The organism is Herbaspirillum lusitanum P6-12 (genome assembly GCF_000256565.1).
Classification (GTDB): domain Bacteria; phylum Pseudomonadota; class Gammaproteobacteria; order Burkholderiales; family Burkholderiaceae_D; genus Herbaspirillum; species Herbaspirillum lusitanum.
Window position 1 is genome coordinate 1 of record NZ_AJHH01000082.1, and the last position, 12,097, is coordinate 12,097.

10 protein-coding genes are annotated in these 12,097 nt (G+C 62.6%); 7 read left to right on the forward strand and 3 right to left on the reverse strand.

Annotated elements, in window-relative coordinates:
* Together HLUSI_RS0102740 and HLUSI_RS0102745 are read left to right on the forward strand one after the other, a co-directional pair.
* The coding region (locus HLUSI_RS0102740) for a DeoR/GlpR family DNA-binding transcription regulator (RefSeq protein ID WP_016832513.1) at positions 1-444 on the forward strand (444 nt) is incomplete at its 5' end.
* Positions 445-701: 257 nt separating this feature from the next.
* Positions 702-2,438, forward strand: a complete 1,737-nt coding sequence (locus HLUSI_RS0102745; RefSeq protein ID WP_016832514.1) for a methyl-accepting chemotaxis protein — start codon at positions 702-704, stop codon at positions 2,436-2,438.
* A gap of 11 nt (positions 2,439-2,449) precedes the next feature.
* On the opposite strand, the gene norR is transcribed toward HLUSI_RS0102745, so the two are convergent.
* Complete coding sequence (gene norR, locus HLUSI_RS0102750; RefSeq protein ID WP_029363045.1) at positions 2,450-4,021, reverse strand: nitric oxide reductase transcriptional regulator NorR; 1,572 nt, start codon at positions 4,019-4,021, stop codon at positions 2,450-2,452.
* 175 nt (positions 4,022-4,196) lie between these two features.
* Here norR and hmpA point away from each other — a divergent pair, with 175 nt between their 5' ends.
* Positions 4,197-5,378, forward strand: coding sequence for an NO-inducible flavohemoprotein (gene hmpA, locus HLUSI_RS0102755; protein WP_016832516.1), 1,182 nt, complete (start codon positions 4,197-4,199; stop codon positions 5,376-5,378).
* Between the two features lie 74 nt (positions 5,379-5,452).
* Positions 5,453-5,863 carry a hemerythrin domain-containing protein gene (locus tag HLUSI_RS0102760; protein ID WP_016832517.1) on the forward strand — a complete coding sequence of 137 codons (411 nt, stop codon included), beginning with the start codon at positions 5,453-5,455 and terminating at the stop codon, positions 5,861-5,863.
* A 56-nt stretch (positions 5,864-5,919) separates the two neighbouring features.
* On the opposite strand, the gene pdxR is transcribed toward HLUSI_RS0102760, so the two are convergent.
* Positions 5,920-7,368, reverse strand: a complete 1,449-nt coding sequence (gene pdxR / locus HLUSI_RS0102765) for a MocR-like pyridoxine biosynthesis transcription factor PdxR (RefSeq protein WP_016832518.1) — start codon at positions 7,366-7,368, stop codon at positions 5,920-5,922.
* A 243-nt stretch (positions 7,369-7,611) separates the two neighbouring features.
* On the opposite strand from pdxR, the gene HLUSI_RS0102770 reads away from it, so the two are divergent.
* From HLUSI_RS0102770 to HLUSI_RS0102780, 3 genes are all read left to right on the forward strand, one after another.
* Positions 7,612-8,052 carry a carboxymuconolactone decarboxylase family protein gene (locus tag HLUSI_RS0102770; RefSeq protein ID WP_016832519.1) on the forward strand — a complete coding sequence of 147 codons (441 nt, stop codon included), beginning with the start codon at positions 7,612-7,614 and terminating at the stop codon, positions 8,050-8,052.
* A 25-nt stretch (positions 8,053-8,077) separates the two neighbouring features.
* Positions 8,078-8,497: a cupin domain-containing protein gene (locus HLUSI_RS0102775; RefSeq protein WP_040503090.1), complete on the forward strand. Its 420-nt coding sequence runs from the start codon at positions 8,078-8,080 to the stop codon at positions 8,495-8,497.
* A gap of 115 nt (positions 8,498-8,612) precedes the next feature.
* The gene (locus HLUSI_RS0102780; protein WP_029363046.1) at positions 8,613-11,330 is read left to right on the forward strand and encodes a DNA translocase FtsK; all 2,718 of its coding nucleotides are present in this window, start codon (positions 8,613-8,615) and stop codon (positions 11,328-11,330) included.
* 27 nt (positions 11,331-11,357) lie between these two features.
* Here HLUSI_RS0102780 and HLUSI_RS26690 read toward each other — a convergent pair.
* The coding region (locus HLUSI_RS26690; protein WP_016832522.1) for an MFS transporter at positions 11,358-12,097 on the reverse strand (740 nt) is incomplete at its 5' end.

Here is a 12,097-nt window from a genome sequence, read left to right on the forward strand (position 1 = left end):
ATGGCGCGCCATCTGGCGCCGGACCTGAAGGCAACCGTCGTCACGCACAGCCCGTCGATCGCGGTCGAGCTGTCCAACCATGCGCATATCGACGTCATCATCATCGGCGGCAAGCTGTTCAAGCATTCGGTCGTGGCGATGGGCAGCGGCACCATCGACGAGATCGCACGAGTGCGCGCCGACCAGTATTTCATGGGCGTGTGCAGCCTGCATCCGCGCACCGGCATCACTTCACTCGACTTCGACGAAGCCGGCATCAAGCGCGCCTTCAGCCGCGCCGCAGCCGACACCGTCGTGCTGGCGTCGCCGGACAAACTCGACACCACCTCGCCGTTCGAAATCGTGCCGCTGGCCGAGGTCAGCCGCATCGTACTCAATCGCGACACCGCCGCCGAACTGATTGCGCCTTACCAGGCGCAAGGCATCGAGATCACGCTGGCCTGAGCCGCGATCCTCCCTCTGCACGCCGCAAGAAAACGCTTCTGCAACGACGCAAGCTTGTTGTCAGCACCTGCATATCCCTCGTGAATTACAAGAAGAAAAATTATCAATAAATACACGAATAACGACGGCTTTTGTTTGAATAAAGTTATCTTCCATGCAATTCTGTGAGGAACTGGCCGCTGCTGCGGGCGGGAAGAAAAGCACCATCGGAAATCAAGATGCGATGCGCCGATTCACAAAAAGCGGGGAGACACGCAATGAAATGGTTCTACAACTTGAAGATCGCCACCAAGCTGATCGCCACCTTTTTAACCGTGATCGTGTTGGCAACAGGACTTGGCGTTTTCGCCATCAGCCAGCTTGACAAGGTCAACCGCGCTTCTACCGACATCGCCACCAATTGGCTGCCGACCATCCGTACCCTCGCCCAGCTGAAGTTCACGGCCTCGCGCATCCGCAGCTTTGAGCAGCAGCATATTCTTGCCGCCGACGCCAAGGAGTTTGAGGAAATCGAGCAGAACGCCAACAGGCAACTCGACGCCCTTGCCGCATCGCGCAAGCTGTACGAGAGCCAGATCACCGAACCGGAAGAACGCGCCCTCTACCCGGAACTCGGCAAAACGCTGGACGTCATGGTCGCCGAACATCCCAGGATCATCGCCCTGTCGCGCGACAACAAGAACGCCGAGGCACGCGCCCTCATGAAGGGCGAATCGACCAAAAGCTATCGCAAGGCGATCGAGATCCTCGACAAATTGAGCGCCGTCAATGAGCGTGGCTCGGACATATCGAACAAGCTGGCCGATGACACTTACCATAACGGGCGACTGTGGATCATCGCCATGCTGGCCTTGTGCATCATTGCGGCGATGACGTTGGCAATCATGGTGGCGCGCATCATCTCGCGGCCGCTGACGCAAGCCGTCAAGATCGCCCGCCAGGTTGCCGACGGCGACCTGACGGCCGATATCCAACAAAACAGCGAAGACGAAACCGGCCAGTTGCTCGGTGCGCTCAAGCAGATGAACGACAACCTGCTGCGCATCGTCAGCAGCGTACGCACCGGCACCGACACGATCGCGACCGCATCAAGCGAAATCGCCACCGGCAACATGGACCTGTCCTCGCGCACCGAGCAGCAGGCCGGCTCGCTCGAAGAAACCGCCTCCGCCATGGAAGAGATGACGTCAACCGTCAAGCAGAACGCCGACAATGCACGCCAGGCCAACCAGCTGGCGGCGTCCGCCTCCGCAGTCGCCATCCAGGGCGGCAACGTGGTCGGTCAGGTGGTCGATACCATGGGTTCGATCAACGAATCTTCACGCAAGATCGTCGATATCATCAGCGTGATTGACGGCATTGCCTTCCAGACCAATATTCTGGCGCTTAATGCTGCCGTGGAAGCCGCGCGCGCCGGCGAGCAAGGCCGTGGCTTTGCCGTGGTCGCCTCCGAAGTGCGCAGCCTGGCGCAACGCTCTTCCGCCGCCGCGAAGGAAATCAAGCAGTTGATCGACGACTCCGTCACCACGGTCGATATCGGCAGCAAGCTGGTCGCACAAGCCGGTTCGACCATGGACGAAGTGGTCAGCAGCGTCAAACGCGTGACCGACATCGTCGGTGAAATCACCGCTGCCAGCCATGAGCAAAGCGTCGGCCTCGATGAGATCAACCGCGCGATTACCCAGATGGATGAAGTGACGCAACAGAACGCTGCGCTGGTGGAGGAAGCCGCTGCCGCGGCCCAGTCGCTTCAGGAACAGGCAAGCAACCTGTCACAGATCGTCAGCGTATTCAAGCTGGATCGCCATGCCTTGCCGCAAGGCCAGACACACACGGCCACAGCGTCCAAGCGCACCGTGAACATCACGCCCGAGCCGGCGTCTCTGCCTGCCAAAACAAACGTCAAGACCGCATCCAAGACTGCTGCGGTGAAAAAAACCATCGCCAGCGAAGCGCCTGCGCACGACGACGCAGGCTCGTGGGAACAGTTTTGACGTGATCGGCGCTACTTCAGCCCGAGCCGCTTCGCCATCCGGTTGAGATTGGCGCGGTCGACACCCAGTTCGCGCGCGGCCGAGGCGACGTTGCCGCCGTTGCGCGCCAGGCAGGCGCTGACCAGGCGCCGTTCGTAGGCGCTCACGGCGTCGCGCAGGCCGCTGGCGTTCTGCAGGTCGAGCTCGGTCTGGACTTGCTGCTCATGCAATCCCTCGTGCGATGACAGCGCGTTCGCCTTCTCATTGGACAGATCGAAATCCTCGGCCGCCAGCGTCAGGATGCGCGGCCGTTCGGGATGCTTGCCGAGCGCCTTGAGCGCGGTGCGCGCGATCACGTGTTCCAGCTCGCGTACATTGCCAGGCCAGCGGTAATTGAGCAGCACTTCCTGGGCATCGGTGGCCAGGCGCAGGCTCAGCAAACCCAGCCGGAAACGGTTTTCTTCCAGGAAGAATCCGCTGATCAGCAAGATGTCGTGACCGCGCTCGCGCAACGGCGGCACCGCCAGCGGGTAGACGCTGAGGCGATGGTAAAAGTCGGACCGATAGCGGCCCAGCCGCACTTCTTCCTCAAGATCGCGGTTGGTGGCGGCGATCACGCGCACGTCCACTTTATGCTCCTCGTCCGAACCGACGCGCTGGATCTGGCCACTCTGCAGCGCGCGCAGCAACTTGGCTTGCACCGTCAGCGACAACTCTCCCACCTCGTCGAGGAACAAGGTGCCGCCGTCGGCCAACTCGAACTTGCCGCGCCGGTCGCTGACCGCGCCGGAAAACGCGCCCCGTACGTGGCCGAACAGCTCGCTCTCGACCAGGGTTTCCGGCAAGGCGGCGCAGTTGAGACTGATGATGGGCTTGCGCGCACGCGGCGAGGCGGCGTGGATGGCGTTGGCGACCAGCTCCTTGCCGGTGCCGGTTTCCCCCGTAATCAGCACCGTCATGTTGCTCGGACCGGCCAGCCGCACCTCTTTCATCATGCGCTTGTGCGCCGGACTCTGGCCGATCAGCTCGCGCCGGCTCTGGTTGGCGGCGAGCCGGTAGGCTTCGGCGCGCTGGCGTTCCTGCTCACTGGTCTCGGCAAGGTTATGGATGCGTTCGGCGACATTGACGGTGGCCGCCGCCAGACTGGCGAAAGCCTGCAAGGAGGCAGTGTCGACCGAATCGAAGCGTCCGGGACCGAGCGCGTCCAGCGTCAGCAAACCCCAGGGCCGGCCGTTCATGCTGATCTGGCAGCCCATGCAATCGTGCACATGAAGTTCGCCCGAATGCGCTTCGACCAGGCCGTCGTAAGGATCCGGCAAGGACGAGTTGGCAGGGAAACGCGTCGGCGGCACGTTCGACAACAGCACGCGAAAGCGCGGATGTTCGCTCACGCGGAAGCGCCGGCCGAGCGTGTCGCTGCTCAGCCCGTTGATCGCCAGCGGCACCAATATCTCGCCGTCGAGCCGCAGCAAGGCGGCGGCGTCGCAGGGAAACAGCATCCGCAACGTGTCCAGCAGGCGGCGATAGCGCTCGCTGTCGTGCAATTCCCTGGACAGATCGGCCATCAGCGGAATCAATGCGTCCAGCATGAGCTTCGGAGTCATTTTTACCCTTATGAGTCGTTATGACTCGGGTCTATTCGACTCGGTCATTTTTTAAGTGACTGATTATAAAAGATTTTTAGTCTGGCATGGAGTTTGATTAAGAAGGGATAAGAAGATGCAAAAAACGAGGATTCTTGACCTCGGTCCCACTTGTTCAACCCTGAAAGGTATCGCCATGCTCTCCGACGTCCACCGCGCCATTGTCAAATCCACCGTCCCCCTGCTCGAAAGCGGCGGCGAAGCGCTGACCACGCACTTCTACAAGATGCTCATGCGCGACTACCCGCAAGTCATCCCGCTGTTCAACAAAGCCCATCAAGGCAGCGGCGATCAGCAACGCGCATTGGCCAACGGCGTGCTGATGTACGCGCGCCATATCGACCGGCTCGAACAACTGGGCGGCCTGGTCACCACCATCATCAACAAGCACGTCGCCCTGCAGATCCAGCCCGAACATTATCCGATGGTCGGCGACTGCCTGCTGCGCGCCATCCGTGAAGTGCTGGGCGCGGAAATCGCCACCGACCAGGTCATCGAAGCCTGGGGCGCCGCCTACGGCCAACTCGCCGAGATCCTGATCGGCGCCGAGGAAGGCATCTATCAGGCTACCGAAAAGGCCGACGGCGGCTGGCGCGGCCTGCGCAAGTTTATCGTGGTGCGCCGCGTCGACGAGAGCGAGGAAATCACCTCCTTCTACTTCGCGCCGGAAGACGGCAAGGCCATCCTGGAATACCACCCGGGCCAGTACATCGGCCTGTGCGTCACCGTCGACGGCGAAGAAATGCGCCGCCAGTACTCGCTCTCGGCCGCGCCGAACAGCAAGATGTACCGCATCAGCGTCAAGCGCGAGCCGAACGGCAAGGTTTCCAACTTCCTGCACGACCACATGACCGTCGGCAAGCAGATCGACCTGATGCCGCCGTCGGGCGAATTCACCCTGACGCAAAGCGAGCGCCCGTTGGTGCTGATCAGCGGCGGCGTCGGCATCACGCCGATGCTGGCGATGCTGGACGCGGCGCTGCCGGGCAAGCGCCCGGTGGTGTTCATCCATGCGGCGCGCCACGGCGGCGTGCACGCCTTCGGCAAGAAGATCGCCGACCTGGCGCAGGAATATCCGCAGTTGCAGCATTTCTTCTGCTACGAACAAACGCGCGAACAAGACCCGGCCCCGCATGCGACCGGCTACCTCGACCGCGACAAGCTGTCCCGCTGGCTGCCTGAGTCGATGGACGTGGACGCCTATTTCGTCGGTCCCAAGTCCTTCATGAAGGCCGTCAAGCGCCATCTGCACGAGCTGGGCGTTCCGGCGGCGCAGGCCCGCTACGAGTTCTTCGGCCCGGCTTCTTCGCTGGATTAAGCACCGCGCGCCGGGCTGAAGGCAGTCCGGCGCCGTTTCAGACCTGACGAGAATGAGATACCGATAGAAACTCCATGGACATCGACAAATACAAACACCAGCACAGCGTCATCTTCGACAACATCCGCAAGCTCAAGGAGTTTTCCCATCTGGGCATCGCCGAACACGCCGCCGACATCGCTGCACAAGTGATCAAGATGAGCTCGGTCATCAAGCTCCACCTGTCGATCGAGGACAAATTCCTCTATCCCGCCTTGCAGGAGGCCAATAATCCGCGCCTGGCCATGATGGGCAAGCAATACCAGCATGAAATGACGCACATCGCCGAAGCCTATGGCGAATTTGCGCGCAAATGGAATGACGCCGGCCACGTTGCTGCCGATCCGGGCGGTTTCCGCAGTGACGCCAACAAGGTACTGAAAGTCCTGTTCGACCGCATGCAGCGCGAGGACCGCGATTTTTATCCGATGATCGAAAAGGTCTGAGCAGGGCCTGAAGGGTTGGCTGCGTAGTTGCTGCGTAGTTGCTGCTTAACCGCCGCTCAATTGCCAAGTTCTTCCAGGATCGTCTTCACGCGTCCCAGCGCCGTCTCGATGTCGAGCGACTCGATGGCGCCATAGCCGAAGAACAGCGCGGGCTCGGGCTTGACCCGGTAGTAGAACTCGTCCAGCGTGTACAGTGCGACGTCGACCCGGCGCGCCAGCCGCAGCAGTTGCGTCATGTCGACCTCGGCCGTCATCCGCGCCGCCAGGTGGAAGCCGGCGGTGGTCGGCACCGCGCACATCCAGGGTTTGAGCGTGCCGTTGAGCGCGGCATGCAGCTTTTCGCGCCGCGCGACGTAGATGCCGTGGCAGCGTCGGATATGCTTTTGCAGATAGCCTTCGTCGATGAACCTGGCCATCGCCCATTGGGTCATGGTCGGCGTATGCCAGTCCGACAGGCCCTTGACCACGGTCATGGCGCGCAAAATCGAGGGCGGCGCAATCACGTAGCCGACGCGCAACTCCGGGTTCATCGACTTGGAAAAGGTGCCGACAAAGGCCACCAGCCCATCCTGGTCCATGCTTTGCAGCGAATCCATCGGCCGGCCTTCATAGCGGAACTCGCTGTCGTAGTCGTCTTCGATGACGATGGCCCGCAATTCACGCGCACGCGCCAGCAAGGCCGCACGCCGCGCCGGACTCATCGGCATGCCGAGCGGGAACTGATGCGCCGGCGTCGCGTAGATCAGCCGCGTGCCGTCCGGAATCAGATCGACCCGCATCCCTTCGCTGTCCACCGGCACGCTCTCCACCCGGGCTCCTTGCGCCGAGAACAGCATGCGCGCCGGCGGGTAGCCGGGATCCTCCACCGCCACCACGCTGCCCGGCTCCACCAGCACCCGCGCAATCAGGTCCAGCGCCTGCTGCGCGCCGTTGGTCACCAGCACGTCGGCGGCCGTACATTGCACACCGCGCGAGAACGAGACGTGGCGTGCGATCGCTTCACGCAACGCCGGCAAGCCTTCGGTCTCGGCATAGAAGCCGCACGATTCGCTGATCTGGCGCAAGCCATACAGCACGCATTGACGCCACTCTTCCTGCGGGAATTGCCTGCGCACCGGAATACCGCCCATGAAATCGTATTGCGAGCGCGTTTCCGGACCGACATGCCGCATCAGCAGCGGGAACGACTGATCGAGCCAATGCGCGATCAGTTTGCCGGAGGCGAGGTCGCCGCTTTCAAAACGTTTCGGCTTGGATTTCGGCTCGGGCGGCGCATTGACGAAGGTGCCGCTGCCGGTCCGGCCCACCAGCAGCTTGTCCAGCGTCAGGCGGCTATAGGCTTCCGATACGGTCTTGCGCGACAGGCCCAGTTGTATTGCCAACAGACGCGACGGCGGCACCTGTTCTCCCGGCGCCAGGCGGCCGCTTTGTATGGCGTCGCGCAGCTGGCGATAAACCTGCCCGGCCAGATCCTTGCTGCCTTCGATGACGATGTGCAATTCCATGCGGGCTGCTCCCTGCTGTGTTTTTGTTTGTTGTTCGCTGCTTGTTGCGACTTGTCGCTGCTTGCGCTTCCTCGGCGATTCTAGCCGGGCGATCGAAAGTGGTCTCCTGTTTTTTCGAGGAATTGGTTATCCGCGACCGGGAGTGGTCTCCTTATGATGACGTCACTGGCCAAGCAAACACACACCGGCCACAACGATTTCACTGACTGATTTAATTTACTTAACTTACCAAGGAGCATCGCCATGGAACAACGCGTCGATTTCTACAAAGCATCCCCTGAAGTCCTGAAGGGCATGATCGCCCTCGAAAACGTGGTCGGCAAGCTCGGCCTCGAAACCTCCCTGCTGGAACTGGTCCGGCTGCGCGTGTCGCTGATCAACGGTTGCGCCTTCTGCGTCGACATGCACACCGCCGACGCCCGCAAGGCCGGCGAGACCGAACGCCGCCTGTACGCCGTGCCGGTCTGGCGCGAAACCCCGTTCTTCACCGAGCGCGAGCGCGCCGCCCTGGCCTGGAGCGAATCGCTGACCCTGATCTCGCAAACCGGCGCTCCCGACGAGGACTATGCCCTGGCGCGCGCCCAGTTCACCGATGCCGAACTGGTCAACCTGACCCTGGCCATCAACACCATCAATGCCTGGAACCGTTTCGCCATCGGCTTCCGCAAGATGCCGGTCGCCTGAAACAGCGACGGACAAGGAGCCTGACATGCGATTCATTTCTACAGCGAAAAGCGCGCTTCTAATCGTTTTGCTGGCCATGGTGGCCAGCGCCGGCGCCCACGACGGCAAACATGGCGATGAAGTCGTCACGCCTTTGCAGCATCAGGCCCTGTCCGATGCGCCCGGCAAAAGCGGCGTCATGGCGGTCGTCGCCTACGGTCCCGGCCAAAGCTCGGTGGCGCACCGCCATCCCGGCTCGATCTTCGCCTACGTACTGGAAGGCGAAGTGGTCTCCCAACTGCAGGGCGGCGCGCCGGTGACTTACAAGGCGGGCGAGTCCTGGTATGAAGCGCCGGACACGCCGCACCTGGTGTCGCGCAACGCCAGCGCCACCAAACCGGCGAAGTTGCTGGTCTGGTCGCTGGTGCAGGACGGCAAGCCGTTGACGGTGCCGCTGGAAAAGTAAATCCTTGCGGCCGCACTCCCGCTTCCTTGGCTTTGGGTCAGGGAAGCGGGATTTTTTCATCTTAAGTTTCAGCTTAAATTTCAGCTTGAGCGCCCGCTTCCTGTAAACTTGCGGGATGCGCTTATTTTTACTTGACTGGTTCGGCTGGTCGTTCCTGTGGATACTGCCCCTGCTGGGCAGAGTATTACTGTCTTTATTGTCCGGAAAAGGCCTGCGCGGACGCGGCTCCATCCGCATCTGGCTGGGCACCCTGGCGGTCCTGTGCGCCAGTAGCGCGATCGAGGCCATGCTGCGCTCGCAGGGCGATGCCATTCTGGAAACCGACCTGTTCGGCCAGGCGCTCGCACGCAACGTCACCGCCGCCTTCGGCAAGCTGATCGCGGTGATTGCCTTGCTGACAACAGGACTGATCGGCCTGTTCTGGCTGTTCGGCCGCCGCAAGACCAGGCCCGACCTCGATGCCGATACCAGTTCCCTGCCGCTGCAGGCATCGGTGCCGCGCCGCACCCAGGCCAATATCGCCCCCACCATTCGCAACATGCCGGCCGCGCAATCGCACCGCCCTCCACCTGCGCAACCGAAGCCGCCTGGCTCGCCTGCCTCGCCGGCCTTCGGCAACCTGACCCGCAAGCGCGATCCCTGGCCGCTGCCCAATGAATTGCCACGCGCCGCCAATCCCGCCGGTAACTGGCCCGGCGCTTCGCAACACAAGGCCGAACCGCCCAAACGACCGGCGCGTCCTGCCTCCGAATGGGCCGCGTTCGAATCGCTGCGCCCGACACAGGCCATGCTGGCGCGCTCGGCTTCCATCCCGCAAGCCGAAACTCCGGCCCGGGCCCATAATGCGGCACCCAAGCCGTCTCTGGCCACCAGCCTCATCAGTAAACCGAAGATCACACCCATCGCCGGCAGCAATACCAAGGTCCGCATCAGCACCGCCAGCGACCGCAGCCAGGCGATTCCGACGTCGCTGAGCGCCTCGCTGCGCGCGCGTGAACCGGTAGCGCCTGTCGAGCCGGCCATTGCTCCTCCGGTTGCTCCGGGTCTTATGCCGGTCCTGCCGCCGACTGTGCCCCAGACCGCCGCCTTCCATCCCGTCGCGCCGGAGCCGGAAGTCATGACCGCGCCCGAGCCATTCAACATCATCGACACCCGCATTGAACCGGACGTCATCGAAATCCCTGAACCGGCCTACGCTACGCCATCACCGGCTCCGGCTTTGCTATTTGAAGAACCGATCCAGGAACCAGTTGTTGCCGCTGCGCCCATGCAGATCCGCACCTGGACTCAAGCGCCCGCAGCCCAGCCGGCTGCGCCAATTCCTGCTCCGGCTCGTCCGTATCGTCCGACCGAGGTTCCCCTGCCCGGCATCGAACTGCTCGACCAGGGCAGCGACATGCCGGTCGAGATGGACGAAACCCAGCTGCTGGAAATCGGCCAGCTGATCGAGCAACGCCTCAAGGAATTCAAGGTCCCCGTCACCGTGCTGGGCGCCTACGCCGGCCCGGTCATCACGCGTTTTGAAATTGAACCGGCGCTGGGCGTGCGCGGCGCGCAAATCGTCAACCTGATGAAGGATCTGGCGCGCGCGCTCGGCCTGACCTCGATCCGGGTGGTGGAAACCATTCCCGGCAAGACCTGCATGGGTCTTGAACTGCCCAACCCCAAGCGCCAAATGATCCGCCTGGCCGAAATCATCCAGTCCGAAGCCTATGCGCGCTCGGCGTCGCATCTGACGCTGGCGATGGGCAAGGACATCACCGGCGTCCCGGTGGCGACTGACCTCGCCCGTGCGCCGCACATGCTGGTGGCCGGTACGACAGGCTCCGGCAAGTCGGTGGCGATCAACGCCATGATCCTGTCGCTGCTGTACAAGGCCACGCCTGACGACGTGCGCCTGATCATGATCGATCCGAAGATGCTGGAACTGTCGGTCTACGACGGCATTCCGCACCTGCTGGCGCCGGTCGTGACCGACATGAAGCTGGCCGCGCATGCGCTGTCATGGTGTGTCGCCGAAATGGACAAGCGCTATCGCCTGATGTCGGCGCTGGGCGTACGCGGCCTGGCCGGTTATAACCAGAAGATCGCCGACGGCATCGCCGCCGAGAAGCGCGTGAAGAATCCGTTCTCGCTCACGCCCGACGCGCCCGAGCCGCTCGATCCGTTGCCGATGATCGTGGTGGTGATTGACGAGTTGGCCGACCTGATGATGGTGGCCGGCAAGAAGATCGAAGAGCTGATCGCTCGTCTGGCGCAAAAGGCCCGCGCCGCCGGCATTCACCTGATCCTGGCGACGCAGCGCCCCTCGGTGGACGTGATCACCGGCCTGATCAAGGCCAACATTCCGACCCGCGTGGCCTTCCAGGTGTCGTCCAAGATCGACTCGCGCACCGTGCTCGACCAGATGGGCGCGGAAACCCTGCTGGGCCACGGCGACATGCTGTTCCTGCCGCCGGGATCGGGTTATCCGCAGCGCGTGCATGGAGCGTTCGTGTCGGACGAGGAAGTGCATCGCGTGGTGGAGCACCTGAAGGCCCACGGCGAGCCGCAATACGAGGAAGCCATCCTGGCCGGTCCGGCCTCGGAAGAGCCGCAGCAAACCGACATGTTCGGCGAACCCGGCGATGAAGCCGATCCGCTCTACGACGAAGCGGTGGCCTATGTCACGCGCAGCCGGCGCGCCTCGATCTCCTCGGTGCAGCGCCAGTTCCGCATCGGCTACAACCGCGCCGCGCGCCTGGTGGAACAGATGGAAGCCGCCGGCATCCTGTCCTCAATGTCCAAAAGCGGCAGCCGCGATGTGCTGGCGCCGCCACCGCCGGATCTGTGAGCGTTTCCGACACTTGGTTTCCGACGCTTATTTTGCGAGTTTCGAGGTCTTGCTGATGAAGGCAAAAATCATCACCGTCGCCATCAGTTCGACAATGGCGATGGTGGTCAGGCCTTTGCCGTATTGCCCGGTGGTGGTTTTGAGATAACCCAGCAGCTGCGGCGAAAAATACCCGGCCAGATTGGCCACCGAATTGATCACCGCCAGGCCGACCACGATCGCCGTACCCGACAGGAAACGTCCCGGCAATTGCCAGAACACGGGAATCGCGCCCATCGTGCCGGCCGATGACAGCGCCAGTGCGAACACCACGCCGGCGGCGCTCTTCTCGCCCAGGAAATACGCCGCCAGCAGCAAACCCAGCGCGCCGATCGCTGCCGCCACCGCGGTGTGGATGCGCACTTCCTTGTTGCGGTCCGACAAGTAGCCGTTGAGCAGCATGCCCAGCCAGCCGCAGCAATAAATCCCGCCCATCACCCAGCCCAGCGTCTTGATGTCGGTAAAGCCGACTTCCTTGACCAGGCTCGGGCCGTAGTACACCAGCGTGGCATTGCCGGCGATGATGCAGAAGAACACCATGATCAGCGCCCACATGCGCCCGCTGCGCAGGGAGGCAAAGAAGCTGTGCTCGCGCGGACCGAGCGCCTGGTCTTCGGCGGCCAGTTCGGTTTCGACGTGTTCCTTTTCGCGGTCATTGAGCCAGTGCGCATCACGCGGGCGATCGGTCAGCAGGAAATACGCCGCCGCGCCGGCCCGGCCCCCGGCGT

Excerpts from the sequence above, each read along its gene's own strand:
- hmpA (WP_016832516.1), top strand. The coding sequence starts at position 4,197 with ATGCTCTCCGACGTCCACCGCGCCATTGTCAAATCCACCGTCCCCCTG.
- HLUSI_RS0102770 (WP_016832519.1), top strand. The coding sequence starts at position 7,612 with ATGGAACAACGCGTCGATTTCTACAAAGCATCCCCTGAAGTCCTGAAG.
- HLUSI_RS0102775 (WP_040503090.1), top strand. The coding sequence starts at position 8,078 with ATGCGATTCATTTCTACAGCGAAAAGCGCGCTTCTAATCGTTTTGCTG.
- HLUSI_RS0102780 (WP_029363046.1), top strand. The coding sequence starts at position 8,613 with ATGCGCTTATTTTTACTTGACTGGTTCGGCTGGTCGTTCCTGTGGATA.
- HLUSI_RS0102760 (WP_016832517.1), top strand. The coding sequence starts at position 5,453 with ATGGACATCGACAAATACAAACACCAGCACAGCGTCATCTTCGACAAC.
- norR (WP_029363045.1), bottom strand. The coding sequence starts at position 4,021 with ATGACTCCGAAGCTCATGCTGGACGCATTGATTCCGCTGATGGCCGAT.
- pdxR (WP_016832518.1), bottom strand. The coding sequence starts at position 7,368 with ATGGAATTGCACATCGTCATCGAAGGCAGCAAGGATCTGGCCGGGCAG.
- HLUSI_RS0102745 (WP_016832514.1), top strand. The coding sequence starts at position 702 with ATGAAATGGTTCTACAACTTGAAGATCGCCACCAAGCTGATCGCCACC.